Here is a 21603-nt window from a genome sequence, read left to right as displayed (position 1 = left end):
GCCCGGTCTGTTGTAATCCTGTCAGAACGCCTCCACCCGCCCATGCCCCCCACTGCCTCCACCCTGCACCCCTGGTTCACGCCGCGCAACCTGCTGTGGGCGTCCGTGGCCGTGGCGCTGGTCACCATCGTTCTCAAGACGCTGGCCTGGTACGTGACCGGCTCGGTGGCCCTGCTGTCGGACGCCCTGGAGTCCTTCGTCAACCTGGCCAGCGCCATTTTTGCCCTGGCAATGGTCACCGTGGCGCAACGCCCGGCGGACGACAACCATCCGTACGGCCACCACAAGGCCGAGTATTTTTCATCCGGCTTCGAAGGCATCCTGATCGTTGGCGTGTCGTTGGGCATCTTCTGGGCGGCCGGGCATCGGCTGTTCGACCCGCAACCCCTGGAGCAGGTGGGCTGGGGACTGGTGCTCTCGGCGGTGAGTTCCGGCCTCAACGGCCTGCTGGCCTGGTTCATGTTCCGGTCCGCCCGTGCGTACCGCTCGATTGCGCTGGAAGCCGATGCCCGGCACCTCGTCACCGACGTGTGGACTTCGGCCGGGGTGCTGGTCGGCATTGCCGGTGCGGCGCTCACTGGCTGGCTTTGGCTCGACGCGGTGGCCGCCATCGCCGTGGCGATCAACATCCTCAAGGAAGGCGTGTCGCTGGTCTGGCGCTCATCCCAGGGGTTGATGGACGAGGCCGCCCCGCCTGCGGTGCAGGCCCGCATTGACGCCACCCTGCAGCAGTTCGTGCAAGGGCAGGCACCGGGGGTGCTGCGCTTTGACCATGTGTCCACGCGCCGGGCCGGCCAGCGCCAGTTCGTCGATCTGCATCTGCATGTGCCAGCCAGTTGGACCCTGGGCCAGGCCGCCGAGTTGCGTGGCCAGGTGGAGCGGGCGCTGATGGCCGCCGTGCCTGGCCTGCGTGCGACCATCGAACTGCTGCCCACCGATGTGGAAGCCCATTTTGACGACCCCAAGGATGTGACGTGATCAGTGTCTTGCAACGCGTGCGCGAAGCCCGCGTGGATGTGGATGGAACCACCGTGGGCGCCATCGGCGCCGGCCTGCTGGTGCTGGTGTGCGCCGAGCGCGGCGACACCGAGGCCGAGGCCGACAAATTGCTGGCCAAGCTGCTCAAGCTGCGCATCTTCGGCGACGACGCCGGCAAGATGAACCGCAGCGTTCAGGATGTTGCGGGCGGCCTGCTGCTGGTGAGCCAGTTCACGCTGGCGGCCGACACCACGGGCGGCAACCGCCCGAGCTTCACCCAGGCCGCAGCACCCGACGACGGGCGCCGCCTGTTCGACTACCTCGTGCAGCGGGCGCGGGCCCTGCACCCCGTGGTGGCCACCGGCCGCTTCGCCACCGAGATGCAGGTGCACCTAGTCAACGACGGGCCGATCACGATCCCGCTGCGCATTGCGCCTGCGGCGCCCACCGCGTAGGCGGGGGTCAGGCGCCGACCAGTTTCTGGAACGACCCGAGCACCGCCGGGCCGTTGAAGGGCTTGACGATCCAGCCGCGGATGCCGGCTGCCTTGCCGCGCTCTTTCATCGCGGGCGAGTTCTCGGTGGTCAGCATCACAATGTTGACGCCGCTGTTCTTGAGCTCGCTGCGCACCTTTTCGGCCATGGTCAGGCCGTCCATGTGGGGCATGTTCACGTCGCAGACCACGAGCTTGATGCGCGGGTCCTGCTGCAGCTGGGTCAGGCCGTCGCGGCCGTCCACTGCGAAAGCGACGTCGAAACCGTTCTTGCCCAGGAAGCCGCCGACTTCGTTGCGCACGGTGCTGGAGTCGTCGACGACGAGGATGTTGGCCATGGTGCGGGTCCTTCAAAAGTGGTCAAAAAAATTCCAGTTCGCCCGCGACCTCTTCGACCTTGGGGGGCTTCCAGTGGAAGTCCATCGGGGTGTAGGCGCGGGCGCACAGGGTGGCGTGCAGCGGCAGGCCACCTAACACGCCGTTTGGCAGGTCGATGCGGAAATGCTGCAGGTGGTCGGTGCCGATCTGCGCCATGTGCGGCAGGCTGCGGATGTCCAGGATCTGCGGGGTCGACAGGCCCAGGCAATCGTAGAAGGCGCCCAGCTCGCGGTTCATCGCGCCGCAACACATGTTGCCGACCTCGCAGATGGCGTCGATGAATGGCTGCGGGCCCATCTCCCGCTCGTCCTGCCCGACCATGCCCGCGATCCATGCGCGCGTGCGCGCATCGTGCGCAAAGTGCAGTGCCGCGATGATGCGAAACGAATAGGAGGCAATCGACAGCACCGCCATGTGGGTGAGCGAGTCCTGCTCCACCGCAGGCACGGTGCGGATCTGCATCTCCGAATGCTGCGGCCCCATGCTCTGGCGCAGGCCGGCGATCATCATGCTGTCCAGGCTGTCCCTGGCGCGTTGGCTCAACGTCATGGCGGCGGGCTCAGGCGGACAGGGCGGCCTGGATCTTGCGGTTGGTCAGCTCCAGGCCCATGGACGCATTGATGATCATCTTGCCGCCGGCCTGCATGTCCTGGAAGGTCGTGGTGGCGATCAGGTCGTTCTTGTAGAGGTTGTCCCGGTAGTGCTTGGACAGGGCCTCGGCGTTCACCGACAGCGTGCGCATCTCGTTGGCCACCACGGCGAAGCCGCGCCCCGCGCCGCCCGCACGGGCCGCCTCGATCGATGCGTTGAGCGCCACGATCACCATCTGGCGCACGATGCGCGCGAACTCGTCGTTCTTCTCGTGCATGTCCTTGTTGTGGGCCACCAACTTGCTCATGTCGGCATGCCAGCGCTCGAAGGTCTTGCTGATGCCCTGCAGGTCGGCCAGGGCCTTGGCCAGCGTCTGGCTATGGCCCATGGCGCCCCGCACCACGGCCTGCGTCTGCTGGCCGGCACTGTGTTCGATCAGGCGCTGTTCCTGCTCCCACTGCCCGATGGCGTCCTGCATGCTGGCCTGTGCCTGCAGCAGCGAGCCGTGCAACTGATCGACCTGGGACTGGAGCCGGGCATTCTCGTTCTCCACTTCCCATTGCGCATCCTTGCCGACGTCCTCGGTCTGCAAGGCTGCGTTGCGCAGCGTGCGGCCGCACAGCCAATAGCCGACCACGGCGCCCAGCGCGCAGCCGCACAGCAGAATCAGCACTTCCATCATTGCGCTTCCTTCTCGGCATGCTCCGCCGGGGCGCGGCGTGCCACGCCGTACTGGGCGGGCAGGTGGATCACGGTGTGGAACGGTGCGTGGCCTGCCTGCCCAGTGGTCGGCTGGAGTTCCAGCGCGATGCTGCCGCCCACGGATTCGATGAAGGACTTCACCGCGTCCATGCCCACCCCGCGTCCCGAGATGGCAGTCACTTCGCTGACCGTGGAAAAACCGGGTGCAAAGATCAGCTGCGCGGTCTCGGCCGGAGCCAAAGCGCTGTCTTCCTGCACGAGGCCCGATGCAATGGCTTTTGCGCGGATGCGGTCCAGGTTCAGGCCCCGGCCGTCATCGGACAGCCGCAGCGTGATCCGGCCGTCCGCCTGGCGCAGGGCGATCTCGATCCGGCCCTGCTGCGCCTTGCCTTGCGCGGCGCGCTCCTGCGGGGTTTCGATGCCATGGCCGAGCGCATTGCGCAGCAGGTGCATGAAGCTGTTGCGCAGCACATCGGTCACCTGGGTGCGCAGCGCGACGCCGCCATCGGTGATGACGACCTTGGGCGCTTGCCTGCCCAGCTCCTGCGCCAGGTCAGGCAATGAGGCCACCACCGTCTCCAGCACGTCGCGCAGCGTGTGGGTGCCCAGCAACTGCAGCGCGTGCTGTACCTGCTCCAGCATGGCGTGCGTGGCATGCGCGTCGCTGCTGTGGATGGCACTGTTGGTTGCTTGCAGCAGTTCGTCGATACGTTCGCGCGGCACCATCAGGTACTTCTCCACGCTGCCGCGGCGCCCCGGGCCCTTGCGGCCCAGCTTGGTGTCGTTGATGTGCGCGTAGCTGTCCAGTGATGCGCGCACCGCCTGCAGCTCGGCCAGCAGGGCCGCGTTGTCCCAGCCGGAGAGGTCCTGGCGCAGTGCGTCGTAGCGCTGCTCGGCCGCATGCGCCATGTCGGCCAGCTGCAGCAGGCCGTAGGTGCGGGCATTGCCCTTGATGGTGTGCATGTTGCGAAACAGCTCTGCCACGGCGGCCGCCCGGGCTGCCGCATCGTTGGCCGTTTCATCCAGCAGGCGCTGGTTGTGCAGCACGAAGGAGGCCGCGCTGTCCACGAAGTCGTGGAACTTTTCCTGCTGCACGGCAAGCACCTCGCCGATCATCGCCAGCTCCTGTTTCTGCGCCTGGGCAGCACGCGCCAGCTCACGCAGCTCGGTCACGTCGCGCACACACAGCATCAGCCGCTCGATGCTGCCGTCGGCCGAGGCGATGGGCGACCAGGTGAGGTCCAGCACCTTGGCCTTGCCGTCCGCGAACCTCGCGCTCACCTCGCCCGGCAGCAGGTGGGCGTTGAAGTCGAAGTTCATGGCGTCTTCGCCGATGCAGGCGTCGATGGCCGCCGTGGCCTGCGCCAGCGCATCGGCGCCCAGGTCGGTGTGGTTGAGCAGCACCTCGCCCACGCTGCGCCCGGCGAGCTCGCGGGTCTCGACGATGCTGGCCAGGTGGTCCGAGTATTCGGGATGCACCACACCGCCGGCCTGCAGGGTCAGGATGCCTTGCGGGATGGTGTGCAGCATGACCTGGATGTCGGCCGTCTTCTGGCGCACGAGTTCCGTGCTTTCCTGGATCTTTTCCACCATCAGGTTGAAGGCCGTGAGCGAGCGCCCGATCTCGTCCATGCGCGCCACCGGCACGCGGTGCGAGAAGTCCTGGCTGGTGGCGATTTCGGTCATCTTGCGCTCCATTTCGCCGATGGGACGCACGATCTGGCGGTACAGCATGAAGCCGATGCCCGCCATGCCCAGCACGGCGATGACCGTGATCGCGGTCAGCATCGTCGTGGTCTGGGTCAGGTTGGCGTTCAGCGAGGCGATGGCCTGGTCCTTGCCGCGGCGCTTTTCCACCTGCACCGCCTCAATCATCTGGCCCTGCTCGCGCAGGTACTGGTCCACAGTGGCGGCCATGGTGGCCTCGGCGGCTTCCTGCTGGCCCGCCAGCTTGAATTGGGCCGTGTCGTCGATGGCCTGGAAGTAGTTTTCCAGGCTCATCTCGGCCTCCTTGATCAAACCGCGCTGCGCATCGCTATCGGCCTGGCGCATCTGCGAAGCCAGGGCATCCTTGAGTTCGGATTTGCGCGAGCTCAGCGCCTCGTAGGTGGCCTTGGCGCTCTCCCCGTCCGGCGCCGACACCATGGCCATGGTGGCGATGTGCACGTCCTTGAGCTGCCCCATCATTTCCACCGACTGGATGGTGCTGGGGACCACGCCCTCGGTCACCGCCTTGACCTGCTGCGCACCCTGGGACGATTGGTAGAGCGCGAAGCCGCCGATAGCGCACAGCGCCAGGAAGGTGAGGGTGATGAGCAGGATGATGCGCAGGCGAACGGTCATGGGAGGGACTGGCTGCTGAACCAATGTAACAATTTGATTCAACTGTCGGCGCTGTCCATGGCGCCTTCATGACAGTTCCCCCGGGCCTTTGAGGGGCAAGGCGGTGCAGGCCTGCGCGGTTTGCGCTTTTCGTGGCGCGGTTGGCTGCGGCTATTGCAGCGTCAGCGCCAGCGCGATGGGCAGAAACACCAGCGCCCCAAGGTTGCCGATCAGCACCATCGAGGCCACCTTCTCAGGCTCCTGCCGGTAGCGCTCGGCCAGGATGAAATTGATCACGGCAGGGGGCAGGGCGCCGAAGACCAGCAGCAAGCCCTGCTCGCGCGGCGCCAGGCCCATGCCCCAGGCCACGGCCCAGGCGATGGCCATGCCGGTCACGGGACGCAACACCGCGCCGAAGAGGCCGAAGCCGACGGACTGGATGTGCGAATCCGCCAGGCGCGCACCCAGCGCGAACAGCATCAGCGGAATCGACACATCGCCCACCATGCGGATGGCCGTGAGCAACGGCGGCCACAGGTCCACGCCTGCCATGCCCACCGCCAGCCCCGCGATGGCGGCCAGGATGGAGGGCGAGGTCCACACGCTGCGCAGCCGCGCCTGGTGGTCCAGCAGCCAGATGCCGAAGGAAAACTGCAGCGCGTTCGATACCACGAACATCGCGATGGCCGGCGCCAGCGCTTCCTGCCCGAAAGCCAGCACCGCGAGCGGCAGGCCCAGGTTGCCGCAGTTGTTGAACATCATGGGCGGCACCAGCGTCTTGGGCTCCATGCCCAGCGCACGGGCCACCAGCCAGCCCACCACCCCTGTGCCAGTGATCAGCAGCAGCGTGGCCAGCAGCAGCGCCAAATGCTCTTGTGCACGGAAGTCCTTGCCCGCCATGGCCCCGAACACCAGGGCGGGCACGAACACCGCCAGGTTGAGCTGGTTGGCGGTCGAGAGGTCGGGCTTCATGCGCCGCCCGACGGCATAGCCCAGGGCGGCAATGGCGAACAGGGGAAACAGGATGGAGAGGATGCGCAGCAGCATGGAGGGGCGTGAAGGACGACCCTGCCAAGCTTAAGGTACGGCGGCGGCACGGGCCCTTGCGATGGTCGACCGGCGCAGCCCAACGGTCCGCAGTATCTGCCTTGGCCCTGGATCAAGGGTGTTTTGCGTTAAAAAGGTGACGGTGAGGCCCATGCCCGCGCCGCCCTGTCCACACCCCGCACAAAGCCCATGCGCACCATTTACTTCATCAGCCACCCCGATGTGGTGATCAACCCCCTTGTGCCAATCACGCACTGGCCCTTGTCCGAGCGCGGGCGCGCGCGCATGGTGGCGGCGTTGTCGCAGCCCTGGGTGCCCGGCATCTCGGCCGTGTACTGCAGCACGGAGCAAAAGGCCATCGATGGCGCGCTGATGCTGGCGTCGCACCGGGGGTTGGCGCCCACGCAGGTGGCTGCGCTCGGGGAGAATGATCGCTCGTCCACCGGCTACCTGCCGCTGGCCGAGTTCGAGACCGTGGCCGACGCCTTTTTTGCGCAGCCGGAACAATCGGCGCGCGGCTGGGAGACGGCCGCGCACGCCCAGGCGCGCATCGTGGAGGCCGTGGCATACATCGCCGCGGCCGATGCGTCTGCCGGGGCACTGGCCATCGTCTCGCATGGGGCGGTGGGTGCGCTGCTGTACTGCCACCTCACCGGGCAGCCCATTTCGCGGCAATGGGACCAGCCCGCCAATGGCGGTGGCAACTACTTCGGCATCCAGTGGGGGCCAGAGCCCCGCGCGCTGTCGTGGTGGCTGCCGGTCGATGGAGTCGGGCCCTCTCCCTAACGTTTGCGCGCCTTGGCGGGCTTCGGTGCCACCGGCTTGGTGTCGTACGGATCGGCAAAGCCCAGCTCCTGCAGGATGGCGGTCTCGTAGGCTTCCATCTCGTCGGCATCGGCCGCGCTGGTCTCGTGGTCCCAGCCCTGGGCGTGCAGGGCACCATGCACCAGCATGTGGGCATAGTGTTCCTCCAGGCTCTTGTTCTGCTCCTTCGCTTCGCGCTCGATCACCGGGGCGCACAGCACCAGGTCGGCCGTGACCAGGGGTTCCTGCGTGTAGTCGAAGGTCAGCACGTTGGTCGCATAGTCCTTGCGTCGGTAGTCGTTGTTGAGCTGCCGGCCTTCCTCTGCATCGACGATGCGCACGGTGATCTCGGCGTCGGTGGCCAGGGCGTGGCGTATCCAGCGCGTGACCTTGTGGCGCGGCAGCACGGCGCGGTGCGCAACTGCTCCATCGAATCGGCCGAACTGCAGCGACAGGGAAAGTTGGTTCAAAGGCATGGGGAATGTCTTGTCAGGGGCTGCTCACGTGCGGGTGCGCGTGGCTACCGCACGGCGGGGTGCGTCGTAGGCGTCCACGATGCGCGCCACCAGCGGGTGGCGCACCACGTCGGCGCTGGTGAAGTGGGTGACGGCGATGCCCTTGACGCGCTTGAGCACGCGCTCGGCATCGACCAGGCCGCTCATGGCCCCTTTGGGCAGGTCGACCTGGCTCACGTCACCCGTGACCACGGCACGCGCGCCGAAGCCGATGCGCGTGAGGAACATCTTCATCTGCTCGGGCGTGGTGTTCTGCGCTTCATCGAGGATCACGAAGGCGTTGTTCAGCGTGCGCCCGCGCATGAAGGCCAGCGGCGCGATCTCGATGGCGTTGCGCTCGAAGGCCTTCTGCACCTTGTCGTTGCCCATCAGTTCGTACAGCGCGTCGTACAGCGGGCGCAGGTAGGGGTCGACCTTCTGCGCCAGGTCGCCGGGGAGGAAGCCCAGGCGCTCGCCGGCCTCCACCGCCGGGCGGGTCAGCACGATGCGCTGCACGTTGCTGCGCTCCAGGGCATCCACCGCACAGGCCACCGCCAGATAGGTCTTGCCGGTGCCGGCCGGGCCGATGCCGAAGGTGATGTCGTGCGTGGCGATGTTCTGCAGGTACAGGTTCTGCGTGGGCGTGCGCCCGCGCAAGTCTGGGCGGCGCGTGCTGAGCACGATGGCGTCGTCCGGGGCTTCCAGCAGCTCGCTGTCGCTCGCCAGCATGAGCTGGATGTGGTCCTCGGGGATCGGGCGCTCGGCCATCTCGTACAGGGCCTGCAGCAGCTCCATCGCCTGCGTGGCCTTGGCCTTGGGGCCGTCCACCTTGAATTGTTCGTGCCGGTGCGCGATGCTCACCTGCAGCGCCACCTCGATGGTGCGCAGGTGCGCATCGGCCGGGCCGCACAGGTGCGTGAGCCGGGTGTTGTTGTGGGGAGTGAAGGTGTGGCGCAGGATCACGCTGATAATTCCCGTGAGGCAATGGAACAGAACGCAAGAGCGACGGCGCTGCTTGTCACGCCAGCGACGGCAAAGGACATCAATGATAGGCAAATTGACCGGCACCCTGCTGGAGAAGAATCCCCCCGAGGTACTTTTGGACTGCCACGGGGTGGGCTACGAGGTGAATGTGCCCATGAGCACCTTCTACAACCTGCCCTCTGTGGGGGAGCGCGTGAGCCTGCTCACGCAGTTCATCGTGCGCGAGGATGCGCAACTGCTGTACGGCTTCGGCACGGCCGAAGAGCGCCAGGCCTTTCGCGAGCTGATCAAGATATCGGGCGTGGGCCCGCGCACGGCGCTGTCCATCCTGAGCGGCATGGGCGTGGGCGACCTGGCCCAGGCCATCACGCTGCAGGAGGCGGGGCGCCTGGTCAAGGTGCCTGGCATCGGCAAGAAGACCGCCGAGCGCCTGCTGCTGGAGCTCAAGGGCAAGCTGGGCGCCGACATGGGTGGCACCCGCGCCCACGCCACCAGCGATGCGCAGGCCGACATCCTGCAGGCCCTGCTGGCCCTGGGCTACAACGACAAGGAAGCGGCCGCTGCCCTCAAGGCCCTGCCGGCCGATGTGGGCGTGAGCGACGGCATCAAGCTCGCGCTCAAGTCGCTGGCCCGGTAGGTCCGAACGGGCGCCTACTGGGCCTCGCGCACCAGGCGGCCGTTGATCGGCTGCACCGGCCGCGCATTGGGCGGCGAGACGCGCGCCAGCAGGCGCAACTGCTCCAGGCCCACACTCACCGGCGTCTTCATCACGATGCGCAGCACGCCCTCGGTGCAGGGCGGGGTGGTCAGCGAGCCCGCGTACTGGTAGTAGCGCCGGTCCTGCGGCAGCAGCTCGCCCACCGAGAGCACCGGCTGCGGCAGGCGCACGCGGTCCTGCGCATCCAGGGGCATGTGCGTCCAGAGGCGGGTGATGAAGGCGTTGGGGCTACCGAGCTGCATGGGCACGCTCACCACGGCCATCTGACCGCTCGGGCCCTGGTACACCAGCTCGGTGGCCATGGGGTAGTTCTGCAGGTGCACGCGCTCCTCCGCCGGGTGGCGGAACTGCAGGCGCATGAGCCGCCAGGGGGCTCCGCGCAGCGGCAGGATGCTGGTGCCTTCCACCTCCAGCGCCAGGCCATGCCCCGTGTTCCACACCGTGCCGCCGAAGAACTGGTTGCCGAATGGCAAGGGGTCGGCCGGGCCGAGCGCCACGTCCTGCGCCGTGATGTGGATCGGCGACTGGCGCGTGCCCTGGCTGCAGGCCGAAAAATCCGGGTGCAGGCCGCCCCAGGCCTCGGGCCCCTTGTCGCCGCTGGCATGCTCCCAGCGCACCGTGCGCGGGTCGGCTGGTGGTGGTGGGGGCGCAGGCGGCGCGGCGGCGGCCAGTTCGGCGGCCCGCGACTGGATGTAGCGGCGGCTGGCGCCGGCGTCCGGCACGGTCGACCGGGGTGGTGTAGGTGGGCGTGCTTCGGCCGGGGCCGGCTTGCGCGGGCGGTCGGGCGGTACGCGCACTTCCACGCTGGGGATGGGGCCGGCGTTCTTGCGCGCACCGGGTTTGGCCGGCGCTGCGTTCTTGTCCTTGGCGCGCTGGATGGCCTCGTCGATCCGGGTGGCCAGGGTGGCCTTGTCCTGCGGGTTCTCGATGCGGATGGCGCCGCTGGCGGTGCGGGAGGGCGGGGCCGTGGTCTGGGCAGTCGCGGTCAGGGCGGCTGCGCCACTGGCGGCCAGCGCAGCCAGCAATTGCAACGGTCGTGGCAGGCGGGTGGGCGCGGGCAGCATCTGTTTCATGGTGTGCTTCATGTATCGGCACAGTACCCACTTACTTTACCCCCTGGGGGGGCGCCCGGGCTATATAGTTCCAGTCGGCCCGCCCGCGCGGGTATTCGACCCCGGACAGAACCACCGTGACCATCCAGACCGACGACTTCGCCCCCATACCGCCCAAGCGCGTGGTGTCCGCCGCGCCCGCCTCGCCGCAGGAGGAGGCCATCGAGCGCGCCCTGCGCCCCAAGCTGCTGCAGGAGTACGTGGGCCAGGCCAAGGCGCGCGAGCAGCTCGAGATCTTCATCGGCGCGGCACGCAAGCGCGGCGAGGCGCTGGACCATGTGCTGCTGTTCGGCCCGCCGGGCCTGGGCAAGACCACGCTGAGCCACATCATCGCGGCCGAGCTGGGCGTGAACCTGCGCCAGACCAGCGGCCCCGTGCTCGAAAAGCCCAAGGACCTGGCCGCGCTGCTGACCAACCTGGAAAAGAACGACGTCCTGTTCATCGACGAGATCCACCGCCTCTCGCCCGTGGTCGAGGAAATCCTGTACCCGGCGCTGGAGGACTACCAGATCGACATCATGATCGGCGAGGGGCCGGCCGCGCGCAGCATCAAGCTCGACCTGCAGCCCTTCACCCTGGTGGGCGCCACCACGCGCGCCGGCATGCTCACCAACCCGCTGCGCGACCGCTTTGGCATCGTGGCACGGCTGGAGTTTTACACCGCGCAGGAGCTCGCGCGCATCGTGCAGCGCAGCGCCGGCCTGCTCGACGTCCCCATGGACGAAGTGGGCGGTTTCGAGATCGCGCGCCGCTCGCGCGGCACGCCACGCATCGCCAACCGGCTGCTGCGGCGCGTGCGCGACTATGCCGAGGTCAAGGGCGACGGCCGCATCACCCTGGATATCGCCAACCGGGCCCTGGCCATGCTCGATGTGGACCCGCAGGGCTTCGACGTGATGGACCGCAAGCTGCTCGAGGCCGTGATCCACCGCTTCGATGGCGGCCCGGTGGGCCTGGACAACATCGCCGCCAGCATAGGCGAAGAGGCCGGCACCATCGAGGACGTAATCGAGCCCTACCTGATACAGCAGGGCTTTTTGCAGCGCACCACGCGCGGCCGCGTGGCCACGCTGGCCGCCTACCGGCACCTGGGCGTGACCCCGCCCAAGACCGGGGGGCAGGACCTGTTCGAAAGTTGAAGGCACCCGAAGCCGCTGCCCATGCTCCGTTCCCGCCGCCGCAAAAGCCTGCGCGAGAGTGCCAGGTCTGCCCCCGTGCGCACAGGCGCCAATGTGGATTGGGCGCAGGCCAGGTGGGATGCACTCACGCCCGAGCTGAAATTCGTCATGTCCTTCAGCCAGGTGCTCCTTGTGGGCACCATGCTGCTGCACGGCTTGAGCGGCCCGGTCTATGGCCAGCTCTCCGTGTTCCTGGTGGTGGGGTTCGCGGAGATGCCCGGCTGGGTGGCCTTGTGGGGCGCGACCAGCGTGTGGTGCCTGGCCGCCGCCGTGGCCACCCATCTGGCCGAACGATACCTGCCGTCGATGGGCGCGCTGCGCTGCGCGCGCTGGCGGCTGCAGGCCTATGTGGCCGCAGCGGTTCTCTGGGGCATCAGCCTGCTGCTGTGGTTGCTGAGCACCCCGGGAATGTGGGGCTCTCTGGGTGTCTGGCCCGGCCTTGCGCCGCGGTCTGAATGGCTGCTGGCTCCCTTGCCCTGGGCGTGGGAATGGATGTTGCCTGCCGCACGTGATGACGTTCAGCGCTGGTGGCTGGGTATTGCACTGGCAAGCATCCTCCTGTCGGCGTGTTGCTTTGAACGGGGTCGGTGGCCGCGCACCGGGCTGGCCTTCATGGCCACCGCGCTGCTCGCCTCTGGCCTGTGGGCGCTGGGCGGCGCGGCCTACCACTACGTGGCCGGCCGGAGTTTCGCGGGCGTGACCGATGCGATCGCGGTGCTGAACCTGCAGTCCCATCCGGGCCAGCGCAACGCCGATACCTTGCTATGGCTGGTGTGGGCTTGGTTTCTGCTGGGCCTGGGGGCCCTGGTCATGGTCGTGGTGCTGCATACCCCATCGGAGGACCTGCAGAGGTCTTAGGCTCCTCGGTTACTGGGGCGCGCCGCGTGGTTGACGCCGTCTCCAGCATGCCCGCCACGATCAGCACCTGCGCGACGTAATAGGTGACCAGCACCCAGAGCTGCGCCAGCGGCAGGGGCTGCACGAAGCGGTTGGTGGCCAGCGTGGCATCGCTGAGCATGAAGAACCCGGCCCCGATGGCGACCAGCCAGGCGCCACGCCCGCCCAGCACGGCGGCGCGGCCGATGGCCTGGGCGGCCATGAGTGCGATCACCAGCACATAGGCGGCCACGGGCCCGCGCAGCGGGGTCGGCAGCCCGCCAAGCCACAGGAAGGCGTACATGCCCACGCCGATGGCCAGCGTGGCCACCAGTGCGCCGCGCCGGGCAAACCAGAGCACGCCCTTGCGGAACAACACGATGTAGCACAGGTGGGCGAGCAGAAAGCTCACCAGCCCGGGGATGAAGAAGCCGCCGAACATCAGGAACACATCGCCCGCGAGCGAGCCGGCCAGCGCAGCGATGAGCCAGCGACCTTCGGTCCTGTCGAGGCGGTTGCCAGGGGGCGCCGTGCGCAGATGCCCGGCGACCACGGCGATGGCGATCACCATGGTCAGCGGCTTGAAGAGCCAATGCCATTCCTGCAGTCCCAGCACACTGGTCGCCGTGGCCAGGGCAGCCGATTCGACCAGCAGCGCCATGCCCATGCCGATGCGCCCCTGCACCGCCGCACCCAGGGCCCATTGCGCAACCAGCAGCGTGGTGAACCAGATGGCGTTCTGGGCCAGCGGCGCCGTGTCGGCCTGCCACAGGAAGGCGGCCACACCGGCCAGCATGAGCGCGAACTGCACGCCCGCAAACCACTGCAGCGCGCGCGACATGGGCGGGTGGTACAGCGGCATCCGGGCAATGTCGAAGGCCGGCTTGGGAAAGCGCTCGGCCACGTCGGCCGGCCGCCAGCCCGGCGGCTTGATCCACACCCGCAGCTTGTCGAGCCAGTTGCGTGCATGCCAGCTGTCGTGCGCCAGGCTTGCGTACACCTGGGCATTGGCCCACAGCGGGTCCCAACTGTTGAGCAGGCCGCGCGTGCCGTAGACGCACTTTTCCCGGTCGTCCTCGTCCTTGAAGGTTCCGAAAATCCGGTCCCAGAGGATCAGGATGCCGCCGTAGTTCTTGTCCAGGTACACATCGTTCACCGCGTGGTGCACGCGGTGGTTGCTGGGGCTGCAGAACCAGCGGTCGAACCACCCGAGGCGCCCCACCTGCTCGGTGTGCACCCAGAACTGGTAAAGCAGGTCCACCAGCGCCACGATGGCGAACACCAGCGGCGGCACGCCCGCCAGTGCCATGGGCACGTAGAACACCCAGCCCAGCAGCGCGCCCGAGCTGGTCTGGCGCAGCGCGGTCGACAGGTTGTAGTCCTGGCTCTGGTGGTGCACCGCATGCGCGGCCCAGAGCACGGCCGACTCGTGGCCCATGCGGTGCAGCCAGTAGTAGCAGAAGTCGTAGAACACCAGCGCCAGCAGCCAGCCCGGCAGACTGAGCCAGAAGGCGTCGTTGCGCCACAGCGCCACATGCTCGAACACGGCGGTGTAGATGCCCACCCGCAGCAGCCGCGTGAACACCGCGCTGGTCTGGCTCAGCATCCCGAGGCTGATGCTGCTGATGGCATCGGCCATGCGGTAGGTCACGCGCTGGCGCTTGTAGCCCACCGCCAGTTCAATGGCGATCAGCAGGAAGAAGACGGGTGTGGCAAGGACGATGATCTGGCTGGGGCTCATTGGGGCGAATGCAGTGTTTCGCCGATTCTTGCCCCAATCAGGTCAGCGCGCCTCTGGCATCAACCCTGATGATGCGCTCCACCGTGCCCAGAGCCAGCCCGCCGCGCACGCCGATCAGGTGGTCGTGCAGGTTCACCGTGGGGTCGCAGTGCCCGGGAATCAGCCACAGCATGCGGCCCAGGGCCGGCAGCCGGGCCTTGGGGCTCTCGGTGTACAGCAGGCCGTGCTCATCGCCGCCATTGCCGTAACGCAGCGCGCGCTCGGGCGGCAGCATGGCCACCAGGGGCAAGCCCGAGTCGATGGCATGGCTCTTGTGGCCGGCATCGCACACCGCATGGGTATCGCGCACGGAGATCACCTGCGTCTTGATGAACAGGGAGTGCTCGAACGTGGGTTGCGCCGGCTCGCGCTCGTTGCGCGCGTAGTCGGCATCCATGAACAGAAAAGAGCCGGCCTGCAGCTCGCCGTAGACGCCGCTGGCCGCTTCGTGCACCAGGGTGCCGGTGCCCGATCCGGTGATCAGTGGCACCGGAATGCCTGCGGCCTCGATGCAATGGCGGGTGTAGGCCGCCGCGCGCACCACGCCGGCAATGGTCTCGCGCCGCTCGGCCGTGCCCGTCAGGTGCTGGGCGCGGCCGTGGTAGGCCTGCAGCCCGGCAAAGCGCAGGCGCTGGGCGTGGCGCACGATGGCCTGGGCCAGCGGCACCGCGTCCTCGCCCGGGGGCACGCCGCAGCGGCCCTGGCCCACGTCGATCTCGACGAACACGTCGATGCCGGCATCGCTGCCGGCCAGCGCCATGGCCTCGGCCAGGCGTTCGATGCCTTCGGGGTGGTCCACCGCCAGCGCCAGGCGCCCGCCGCGCGCGGCCAACTGGGCCGCCAGCCGCGCCACGCGCAGCAGCTTGGGGCCGGCCACGACCTGGTTGCTGATGTAGATGTCGGTCACGCCGCCGGCGGCCAGGGCCTCGGCCTCGGCCACCTTCTGCACGCACACGCCCTGGGCGCCGGCCTGCTGCATCAGGAGGGCCAGCTCGGCGCTCTTGTGCAGCTTGGCATGGGGGCGCCAGCGCACCCGGTGCTTGCGGGCGAATTCGGCCATGCGCTGGATGTTGCGTTCCATGGCATCGAGGTCCACCACCAGCGCGGGCGTGTCGATCAGGTCCACCCGCGCGCCGATGCTGGCGCGCAGGGCTTCAGGTAAGGGTTTCATCGCGGGCCGCGTTGTCCAGGTGTTGGGTATCGGCCCAGCCGACCAGCGTGAGGCCGTCGGGTGTCCACAGCAGGCGGTTGATGGCCGCGTTGGACAGCTGCCAGGTGCGCGGCGCCTGGATCTCCTGGCGCGTGGCCATGCGGTACAGCACGTCGAGCACGCCGCCGTGGGCCACCATCAGCACCTGCTCGCCGGGGTGCTTTTCGGCCAGCGCGAACACCGTGCGTTCGATGCGCTCACGCAGCATGACCAGCGATTCGCCGCCCTCGGGCACGTACTCGGGGTCGCGCTTGCGCCAGCGCCGCGCGTCCTCGGGCATCTCGGCCTCGATCTCGGCGAAGGTGCGGCCCTGGAAATGGCCGAAGCTGCGCTCGCGCAGGCCGGTTTCGGGCGTGATGGGGGCGCCCGTGGCATCGGCCACGGCCTGGGCCGTGGCATAGGCGCGTTGCAGGTCGCTGGCGTAGATGGCGTCGATGGGCTCGCTGGCCAGCGCCTGCGCCAACTGCTGCGCCTGCCACTGGCCGGTCTCGTTCAGGGGAATGTCCAGGTGGCCCTGGATGCGGGTGTCTACGTTCCAGGCGGTTTCGCCATGGCGTACGGCAATGATTCGGGTGGCTTGCATTCAGGTGGGATCAGGGTGGGGGCGCGAAGGGGATGCGCACCTGGCGTGGGCCGGCGGGCGGTTGGGGGAAGCCGGTAAGTGCCGCATCGAACAGGATGCCGAACACGGCGGGGTCGGCCACCCACACGTCCTCGTGCACGGCCGAGGTTTCGTAGACGCTGGCCTGCGTGGCCGCGTCGCGCATCACCACGCTGACCGCGCGGCGGTGTAGCGGGGTGGGCTCACCCATGCGCCACAGGCCACCCATGCCCCAGCCGCGGCGGCCATACCAGCCGCCCCAGTGATAGGGGCCGTAGAAGCCGTGGGGGCCGTAATAGGCGCCGTAGTAAGGGTCATAGCGCGGCACGGTGCTCGCCTGCACGCCGATCTGCACCAGCAGTTGGGGCGCGGCGTCGTCGCGCTGCAGGCCGGCGCGGGCCAGCGACCGCTCGGCCAGCGCGGCAATGGCGTCGAAAGCCGGCGTCTGCTGCGAGGGCAGGCGGTCAATGCGGTAGGTGGCCGGGCTGGGCACGGCGGCCAGGGTGGAGAAGCTCTGCACCTGGCCTTCCACCACGCGGGTGGTGCTGCAGCCGGCCAGGGTGGCCACTGCTGCGCACAGCAGCAGGGCGGGAATCCAGCGACGGGTCATGGTTGTCTCCAGGGATGGGGTCAATCCACCTTGGAGTGTGCTCCTGCCGCCGAGGTTCACGACAGCTGCACCACCTGCACACCTGGTAACGACGGGCTGGGGGCCGAAAACTCTTCCTTGTCGAAGGCCTTGTCGCCGTCTTCGCTGGCCACGCCGGTGGCGCGCGCGTTCTTGAAGTCGTACTGGCTGCCGTCCAGCAGGTGGGAGGGCACCACGTTCTGCAGCGCGTTGAACATGTTTTCCACGCGGCCGGGAAACTTCTTTTCCCATTCGCGCAGCATCTCGCCCACCTGCTTGCGCTGCAGGTTCTCCTGGCTGCCGCACAGGTTGCAGGGGATGATGGGGAAATTGCGCTGCGCGGCCCAGCGCGTGGTGTCCTTCTCGGTCACATAGGCCAGCGGGCGGATCACCACGTGGCGGCCATCGTCGCTGACCAGCTTCGGGGGCATGCTCTTCATCTTGCCGCCGAAGAACATGTTGAGCAGCAGCGTCTGCAGGATGTCGTCGCGGTGGTGGCCCAGCGCAATCTTGGTGCAACCGAGCTCGTCGGCCACGCGGTACAGGATGCCCCGGCGCAGGCGGCTGCACAGGCTGCAGGTGGTCTTGCCCTCGGGGATCAGGCGCTTGACGATGCTGTAGGTGTCTTCGTTCTCGATGTGGAAGGGCACGCCCGTGCTCGCCAGGTACTCGGGCAGCACGTGCTCGGGAAAGCCGGGCTGCTTCTGGTCCAGGTTCACGGCCACCAGGTCGAAATGGATGGGCGCGCGCGCCTTGAGCTTTTGCAGGATGTCCAGCAGGGCGTAGCTGTCCTTGCCGCCGGACATGCAGACCATGACCTTGTCGCCCTCTTCGATCATGTTGAAGTCGACGATGGCCTTGCCGACCTCGCGGCACAGGCGCTTTTCGAGCTTGTGGGCCTCGCGTTCGATCTTCAGGCGCGCAGGGCCCGATGCGGCTGCGGCCGCATCGGCGCCGGTGTCTGCCACTTCGGGGGGCTCGGCGGTCCAGCCGGCCCGTTGGGGTTCGTTCATCACTGCGCTCATGGGAGGGGGCTCTGGGGTCTGGTGAAAGCGGTGCCAGCCGGGCGCCCGGACAGGGTGCGCACGCGCTGGGGCCAAAATGACGGAAATAAGCCCCAATTGTCGGCGAAACCGCCCGCCCATGGGCTGGAGCGGGCTCTCCAGTGGGGGTGAAGCCCCGCTCAAAGCGCTATTTTTCCGCTTTCGCGGGCTCGCCGCCAGGGGCCGCAACGGCTTGTTGCAAGGGGGCGGCTCGCTCTGCAAGCCACAGCCGCATGTCGCGCTTGCCCTTGGCGTTGGCGCGGCGCCAGGCCTCGCGGGCCAGCGCCAGGAAGCGCTCCTCGGCGGGGTCGGGGTGCTGCGTGGTGTGCTCGGCGTCCAGCCAGCCGCTGTCCACGCGCGCATGGCGCTCGATCTGGCGCGCCAGCGTGTCGCCGACGGGGCGGGAACTCTTGATCTGGCTCCACATGCTCGGGGAGATTTCGAGCGAGGCCGCAAAGGCCTGGTCCAGCCCCTTGGCCGGCTTGCCGGCAGCGATCTCTTTTTCGAGAAACAGGCGGTGCAGTGCCAGCACGTTGGTGCGGCGGATGACGGTGAGGGGAGGCGGAGTCACAGAAGAAAAACAACAAACGCAGAAAAAAGATTGTGCAAGGTGTTGACGGGTAAGTAAAGACTATTTACAGTCCATTTCCATCAGGACTCCCTGTCCTTCTCGAATTCACCACCGAAACGACCTACCGCCGAAAGACCACCGTGAACGCCTGCCGCTCCGCCATCCTCCACCGCTCCCTCCAGGGTGCCGTGGCCGTGCGCGGGGCGTTGATTTCGCGCACGTTGTCGTCCATGCCATCCCATGCAAAGCGACTGTCATCGCAGCAGCGCACCTCGTATTTGCAGGGCAATGGCAGCCAGCCGCAGTGGCTGGGCAATGGTTTCGAGGATACCGCTCCCCCCCCGGGCGGAGGTTGCAGCGCAGGGCAATAGCCCACAGGCGCTCTCCCTCCCGATCTCTTGATCAAGAGGCCCGGCAACCAGGTGGTTCCGGGCCTTTTTCATTGCCGGCCGTTTTTCTCAATTCCCCTTCTTTTCCCGCAGCGCCAGCCGCTGCCCCCGCAGGTATCGACCCGCCGGGGACCCAGGTTCTTTAACAGTTCGCTGCAGGCGGTCTGCTCCACCAGAGCGACGACCGGCCTGCCCATCGAAAGCAGAGAGGCAGGCGTGTGCAGCACCCCGACCCTCTCTCCATTTCGGGTGTGCCTTTGCTTTTCACCGCCGGAATCGGCCGCATGCGCGGCCCGGCGGGATGTGCTGGGATTGATCACCCAGTGCAGCGACGTGCATGCGCGGTTTCATCGGAACTGCGGTCGCGTGAAGACACAACCGAAATGGAGATGCGATCCGGCAGGAGTGCCTGTTCATTTTCCTTTTGCGTGTGTAGCTCAACTGGCAGAGCACTGGTCTCCAAAACCAACGGTTGAGGGTTCGACTCCTTCCGCGCGCGCCATCTTTTCCCTGGCAATGCCAGGTGTTCCGTAGCAGCCCTGTCGGATTGGGGCGCCTGGTCTGTGGGCCAGGGATTGCAGGTTCGACTCCTGTCTGCGGCTCCTTCTTTTCCTTTTTGTTGACCGGTCGCCAAGTGCCGGAACCTGTTCAAGGTCTTTTTGAAGCCGCGCAAATACCTTGCCGGGATGGGGTGCAAGGCGCGGTGCGCAGCCGATAGCCGGTGCTATCGGCAAGCGCCGCAACGCCGCAGACCGCCCGGCAAGGTACTTGCCCCAACGCGGCTTCAAAAAGACCTTGAACAGGTTCCAGGGCAGCGGATTTTGATTCCGCCATTCGGAGGTTCGATCCCTCCCCGGTCTGCCCCATTTTCTCAACCCACCCACCTCGTCCATTTATCCAATCACCCTTTAGGAGACCACTGTGGCCATCCAGCAATCCTTCTTTCTTGGCGCCCAGCGGCGCCGTTCCGGCCTCGCCGGCTGGCTGGCCCGCCTGGCATCCGTGCGCGCTCGCCTGCCCCGTGCGGCCTTGCGCGTTGCTGCTCCTGCCGCCCGCCGGCTTGAGCACATGGACCTTGACCAGCGCGTGCGCGAGGTCGGCGAGTGGTAGCGGCGTGTGCGTTCGTGCGCCCGCTGCCTGCCTAACCGCATCCAACAGGGAGTCCATCGATTGCGGATGGATGCCCGCATTTGCCATTGACTGACTGTTGCTGAAACGGGGCGTGCGCTTGGCTGGGCGGCTACGCCCTCCATTGCCAAGCAAGAAAGGACGCCCCATGCCCCGCAAAGAACCCGAAACCCTTTACCGAAAGCCCCCGGCACCCACGCCCCGCGTGCTGCAGCTGGACCTGCACGGCACGCCCCAGTCCTGGATGCCGCTGGAACAAGCCGCCGTGCACTACGCCAGCGGTGCCGTCGCCTGGGATGCCGGCCTCGATGTACTGGCCACATTGCGTGGCGGGCACAACGCGGCGACGGGCCGGCAGTCGGTGCTGGAGATCGCGCCCATCATCGCCCTGCGCGGTGTGTCCCGGATCAACCTCTTTGACGTGGTGCCCGGGCTCACCAAGCGCCGTCTGCTGCGCCGTGACCGCCACACCTGTGCCTACTGCGGCGGCGTCTTCGGCGAAGAGCTGCTGCAGTGCGAGCACATCGTGCCGCAGTCGCGCGGTGGTGCCACCTCGTGGACCAACCTCGTGGCGGCCTGCGCCGGGTGCAACGGCTACAAGGCCGACCGCCTGCCCGAGGAGGCCGGCATGCGCCTCTTGTACCTGCCTTACGTGCCCAGCCGCTACGAGTCCTTCCTGCTGGACGGGCGCAACGTGCGTGCGGACGTTCACGAGTGGCTGGCCAAGAGGCTTCCAAAGAGCTCCCGCCTCCATTGAGTAGGCTGGAAAGCAAGGGCCGTGGTCATTGACCACGGCGTTTCACTAGAAGACTCGGCAGCTACCGGTTGTCGCCATCTCAACAACAGTGGCTGAATTTGAGCTCTGTTGAGCAGGCCCATGGTCGAACTTCCCATATCAACAACTCTTCCAAAAATCGGTTGGCCAGCGAAGATCCGTACGTTGGTATCGAGTTTTTCCCACACTCACTCGCAACAGCCAAGACTTCCAGCAGAGGCTCCTGGCAGCGACCTGCGGCGAGATATTGGCTGGCAAAGCTGCACTCAGGTAGTCGACAGTCCTCTTGTGTTCGGCCGCGTATTGCTCGCGACGGGTGAGACCAATATCTGATCGAGACTGCAGTAAGGACTGGTTCCCAGACCAGCTTAAATTTTGCGCAGGTGAATCCGTCTTTGGAATTGGCGATGTTGTAGTGGTTGATTGGCCCCGGACTCTGCATGCGCATGCGCGTACGTCCGACTGGCTAGCGAATGCCCAGCCTCATGGCTATCAGATGAGCAAATCGGTAGAACATCTACATACCTACAGAAAAATCGCCTCTGTGTAGTGGGCACGGCATCCAAAGGCTTGATGCGCGGATTTTCGTTCGTCAACGAATAGGCCCTTGCGGGCTGATGGAACGCCAAGTCAAAGCAGCGCAAACGGCAGGTCAAATCCCCCTGGACAAACTGAATAGGATCGTAAATCGATTGGTGACGCCCACCTGGGGTGCAGTCGCCGTCAAATCCAAAACCAACAGGGGTGTCTTCCATGCGTCTTCCACGATCCACCATCCGCAGGCCTGCGCGCCTGGCGCTC

At 67.1% G+C, this 21603-nt stretch carries 22 protein-coding genes and 2 tRNA genes; 10 read left to right on the top strand and 14 right to left on the bottom strand.

Annotated elements, in window-relative coordinates:
* Positions 1 to 42 precede the first annotated feature (42 nt).
* Complete coding sequence (locus QYL93_RS10200) at positions 43 to 978, top strand: cation diffusion facilitator family transporter (RefSeq protein ID WP_305743554.1); 936 nt, start codon at positions 43 to 45, stop codon at positions 976 to 978.
* Positions 975 to 1433: a D-aminoacyl-tRNA deacylase gene (gene dtd, locus QYL93_RS10195; protein WP_305743553.1), complete on the top strand. Its 459-nt coding sequence runs from the start codon at positions 975 to 977 to the stop codon at positions 1431 to 1433. Before QYL93_RS10200 ends, dtd begins: the two co-directional genes overlap by 4 nt.
* 7 nt (positions 1434 to 1440) lie before the next feature.
* On the opposite strand, the gene QYL93_RS10190 is transcribed toward dtd, so the two are convergent.
* The 5 genes from QYL93_RS10190 to QYL93_RS10170 form a co-directional block, all read right to left on the bottom strand.
* Positions 1441 to 1809, bottom strand: a complete 369-nt coding sequence (locus QYL93_RS10190; RefSeq protein ID WP_305743552.1) for a response regulator — start codon at positions 1807 to 1809, stop codon at positions 1441 to 1443.
* A 22-nt stretch (positions 1810 to 1831) separates the two neighbouring features.
* Positions 1832 to 2398: a hypothetical protein gene (locus tag QYL93_RS10185; protein ID WP_305743551.1), complete on the bottom strand. Its 567-nt coding sequence runs from the start codon at positions 2396 to 2398 to the stop codon at positions 1832 to 1834.
* 10 nt (positions 2399 to 2408) lie between these two features.
* Entirely contained in the window at positions 2409 to 3122 is a 714-nt protein-coding gene (locus tag QYL93_RS10180; protein WP_305743550.1) for a methyl-accepting chemotaxis protein, read from the bottom strand.
* Positions 3119 to 5485: an ATP-binding protein gene (locus QYL93_RS10175; RefSeq protein ID WP_305743549.1), complete on the bottom strand. Its 2367-nt coding sequence runs from the start codon at positions 5483 to 5485 to the stop codon at positions 3119 to 3121. The genes QYL93_RS10180 and QYL93_RS10175 overlap by 4 nt, the downstream gene beginning before the upstream one ends.
* 150 nt (positions 5486 to 5635) lie before the next feature.
* Positions 5636 to 6511, bottom strand: coding sequence for an AEC family transporter (locus tag QYL93_RS10170; RefSeq protein ID WP_305743548.1), 876 nt, complete (start codon positions 6509 to 6511; stop codon positions 5636 to 5638).
* 189 nt (positions 6512 to 6700) lie between these two features.
* On the opposite strand from QYL93_RS10170, the gene QYL93_RS10165 reads away from it, so the two are divergent.
* Positions 6701 to 7297 (top strand): histidine phosphatase family protein, encoded by a 597-nt coding sequence (locus QYL93_RS10165; RefSeq protein WP_305743547.1) that lies wholly within the window; start codon positions 6701 to 6703, stop codon positions 7295 to 7297.
* Here QYL93_RS10165 and ybeY read toward each other — a convergent pair.
* The gene (gene ybeY / locus QYL93_RS10160; RefSeq protein WP_305743546.1) at positions 7294 to 7791 is read right to left on the bottom strand and encodes an rRNA maturation RNase YbeY; all 498 of its coding nucleotides are present in this window, start codon (positions 7789 to 7791) and stop codon (positions 7294 to 7296) included. The two genes, QYL93_RS10165 and ybeY, sit on opposite strands and share 4 nt — an antisense overlap.
* Before the next feature lie 24 nt (positions 7792 to 7815).
* Positions 7816 to 8772, bottom strand: a complete 957-nt coding sequence (locus QYL93_RS10155) for a PhoH family protein (protein ID WP_305743545.1) — start codon at positions 8770 to 8772, stop codon at positions 7816 to 7818.
* Between the two features lie 82 nt (positions 8773 to 8854).
* On the opposite strand from QYL93_RS10155, the gene ruvA reads away from it, so the two are divergent.
* Positions 8855 to 9430, top strand: a complete 576-nt coding sequence (ruvA, locus tag QYL93_RS10150) for a Holliday junction branch migration protein RuvA (RefSeq protein WP_305743544.1) — start codon at positions 8855 to 8857, stop codon at positions 9428 to 9430.
* Between the two features lie 14 nt (positions 9431 to 9444).
* On the opposite strand, the gene QYL93_RS10145 is transcribed toward ruvA, so the two are convergent.
* Entirely contained in the window at positions 9445 to 10584 is a 1140-nt protein-coding gene (locus tag QYL93_RS10145; RefSeq protein WP_305743543.1) for a carbonic anhydrase family protein, read from the bottom strand.
* Positions 10585 to 10700: 116 nt separating this feature from the next.
* On the opposite strand from QYL93_RS10145, the gene ruvB reads away from it, so the two are divergent.
* Positions 10701 to 11762 (top strand): Holliday junction branch migration DNA helicase RuvB, encoded by a 1062-nt coding sequence (gene ruvB, locus QYL93_RS10140; protein WP_179682250.1) that lies wholly within the window; start codon positions 10701 to 10703, stop codon positions 11760 to 11762.
* 147 nt (positions 11763 to 11909) lie between these two features.
* On the top strand, positions 11910 to 12659 hold the full coding sequence (locus QYL93_RS10135) for a hypothetical protein (protein ID WP_305743542.1): 750 nt from the start codon (positions 11910 to 11912) through the stop codon (positions 12657 to 12659).
* On the opposite strand, the gene QYL93_RS10130 is transcribed toward QYL93_RS10135, so the two are convergent.
* The 6 genes from QYL93_RS10130 to QYL93_RS10105 all read right to left on the bottom strand — a co-directional run bounded on the left by QYL93_RS10130 (position 12610) and on the right by QYL93_RS10105 (position 18510).
* Positions 12610 to 14418, bottom strand: a complete 1809-nt coding sequence (locus tag QYL93_RS10130) for a lysoplasmalogenase family protein (protein ID WP_305743541.1) — start codon at positions 14416 to 14418, stop codon at positions 12610 to 12612. The two genes, QYL93_RS10135 and QYL93_RS10130, sit on opposite strands and share 50 nt — an antisense overlap.
* A gap of 37 nt (positions 14419 to 14455) precedes the next feature.
* Positions 14456 to 15628 carry a DSD1 family PLP-dependent enzyme gene (locus tag QYL93_RS10125; RefSeq protein ID WP_305743540.1) on the bottom strand — a complete coding sequence of 391 codons (1173 nt, stop codon included), beginning with the start codon at positions 15626 to 15628 and terminating at the stop codon, positions 14456 to 14458.
* A complete protein-coding gene (locus QYL93_RS10120; protein ID WP_179682246.1) occupies positions 15612 to 16250 on the bottom strand; it encodes a histidine phosphatase family protein in 639 nt (212 codons plus the stop codon). Before QYL93_RS10120 ends, QYL93_RS10125 begins: the two co-directional genes overlap by 17 nt.
* A 10-nt stretch (positions 16251 to 16260) precedes the next feature.
* Positions 16261 to 16878 carry a DUF4136 domain-containing protein gene (locus tag QYL93_RS10115; protein ID WP_305743539.1) on the bottom strand — a complete coding sequence of 206 codons (618 nt, stop codon included), beginning with the start codon at positions 16876 to 16878 and terminating at the stop codon, positions 16261 to 16263.
* 56 nt (positions 16879 to 16934) lie between these two features.
* Positions 16935 to 17921, bottom strand: coding sequence for a tRNA 2-thiocytidine(32) synthetase TtcA (gene ttcA / locus QYL93_RS10110; RefSeq protein WP_179682244.1), 987 nt, complete (start codon positions 17919 to 17921; stop codon positions 16935 to 16937).
* 166 nt (positions 17922 to 18087) lie between these two features.
* A complete protein-coding gene (locus QYL93_RS10105; protein ID WP_305743538.1) occupies positions 18088 to 18510 on the bottom strand; it encodes a hypothetical protein in 423 nt (140 codons plus the stop codon).
* Between the two features lie 815 nt (positions 18511 to 19325).
* Here QYL93_RS10105 and QYL93_RS10100 point away from each other — a divergent pair.
* The 4 genes from QYL93_RS10100 to QYL93_RS10085 all read left to right on the top strand — a co-directional run bounded on the left by QYL93_RS10100 (position 19326) and on the right by QYL93_RS10085 (position 20784).
* Positions 19326 to 19401 (top strand) — tRNA-Trp (locus tag QYL93_RS10100).
* Positions 19402 to 19658: 257 nt separating this feature from the next.
* Positions 19659 to 19765 (top strand) — tRNA-Gln (locus tag QYL93_RS10095).
* A gap of 55 nt (positions 19766 to 19820) precedes the next feature.
* The gene (locus QYL93_RS10090; RefSeq protein WP_305743537.1) at positions 19821 to 20009 is read left to right on the top strand and encodes a hypothetical protein; all 189 of its coding nucleotides are present in this window, start codon (positions 19821 to 19823) and stop codon (positions 20007 to 20009) included.
* A 166-nt stretch (positions 20010 to 20175) separates the two neighbouring features.
* Positions 20176 to 20784 (top strand): HNH endonuclease, encoded by a 609-nt coding sequence (locus QYL93_RS10085; protein ID WP_305743536.1) that lies wholly within the window; start codon positions 20176 to 20178, stop codon positions 20782 to 20784.
* Positions 20785 to 21603: the final 819 nt, after the last annotated feature.

The organism is Acidovorax sp. A1169, assembly GCF_030704685.1.
In the GTDB taxonomy this organism is placed as follows: domain Bacteria; phylum Pseudomonadota; class Gammaproteobacteria; order Burkholderiales; family Burkholderiaceae_C; genus Acidovorax.
The sequence above is the reverse complement of the archived record's forward strand: the minus strand, read 5'-3'. Positions and strand labels throughout refer to the sequence as shown.

Excerpts from the sequence above, each read along its gene's own strand:
- QYL93_RS10200 (WP_305743554.1), top strand. The coding sequence starts at position 43 with ATGCCCCCCACTGCCTCCACCCTGCACCCCTGGTTCACGCCGCGCAAC.
- QYL93_RS10190 (WP_305743552.1), bottom strand. The coding sequence starts at position 1,809 with ATGGCCAACATCCTCGTCGTCGACGACTCCAGCACCGTGCGCAACGAA.
- QYL93_RS10185 (WP_305743551.1), bottom strand. The coding sequence starts at position 2,398 with ATGACGTTGAGCCAACGCGCCAGGGACAGCCTGGACAGCATGATGATC.
- QYL93_RS10180 (WP_305743550.1), bottom strand. The coding sequence starts at position 3,122 with ATGATGGAAGTGCTGATTCTGCTGTGCGGCTGCGCGCTGGGCGCCGTG.
- QYL93_RS10175 (WP_305743549.1), bottom strand. The coding sequence starts at position 5,485 with ATGACCGTTCGCCTGCGCATCATCCTGCTCATCACCCTCACCTTCCTG.
- QYL93_RS10170 (WP_305743548.1), bottom strand. The coding sequence starts at position 6,511 with ATGCTGCTGCGCATCCTCTCCATCCTGTTTCCCCTGTTCGCCATTGCC.
- QYL93_RS10165 (WP_305743547.1), top strand. The coding sequence starts at position 6,701 with ATGCGCACCATTTACTTCATCAGCCACCCCGATGTGGTGATCAACCCC.
- ybeY (WP_305743546.1), bottom strand. The coding sequence starts at position 7,791 with ATGCCTTTGAACCAACTTTCCCTGTCGCTGCAGTTCGGCCGATTCGAT.
- ruvA (WP_305743544.1), top strand. The coding sequence starts at position 8,855 with ATGATAGGCAAATTGACCGGCACCCTGCTGGAGAAGAATCCCCCCGAG.
- QYL93_RS10145 (WP_305743543.1), bottom strand. The coding sequence starts at position 10,584 with ATGAAACAGATGCTGCCCGCGCCCACCCGCCTGCCACGACCGTTGCAA.
- QYL93_RS10135 (WP_305743542.1), top strand. The coding sequence starts at position 11,910 with ATGTCCTTCAGCCAGGTGCTCCTTGTGGGCACCATGCTGCTGCACGGC.
- QYL93_RS10130 (WP_305743541.1), bottom strand. The coding sequence starts at position 14,418 with ATGAGCCCCAGCCAGATCATCGTCCTTGCCACACCCGTCTTCTTCCTG.
- QYL93_RS10125 (WP_305743540.1), bottom strand. The coding sequence starts at position 15,628 with ATGAAACCCTTACCTGAAGCCCTGCGCGCCAGCATCGGCGCGCGGGTG.
- QYL93_RS10120 (WP_179682246.1), bottom strand. The coding sequence starts at position 16,250 with ATGCAAGCCACCCGAATCATTGCCGTACGCCATGGCGAAACCGCCTGG.
- QYL93_RS10115 (WP_305743539.1), bottom strand. The coding sequence starts at position 16,878 with ATGACCCGTCGCTGGATTCCCGCCCTGCTGCTGTGCGCAGCAGTGGCC.
- ttcA (WP_179682244.1), bottom strand. The coding sequence starts at position 17,921 with ATGAGCGCAGTGATGAACGAACCCCAACGGGCCGGCTGGACCGCCGAG.
- QYL93_RS10085 (WP_305743536.1), top strand. The coding sequence starts at position 20,176 with ATGCCCCGCAAAGAACCCGAAACCCTTTACCGAAAGCCCCCGGCACCC.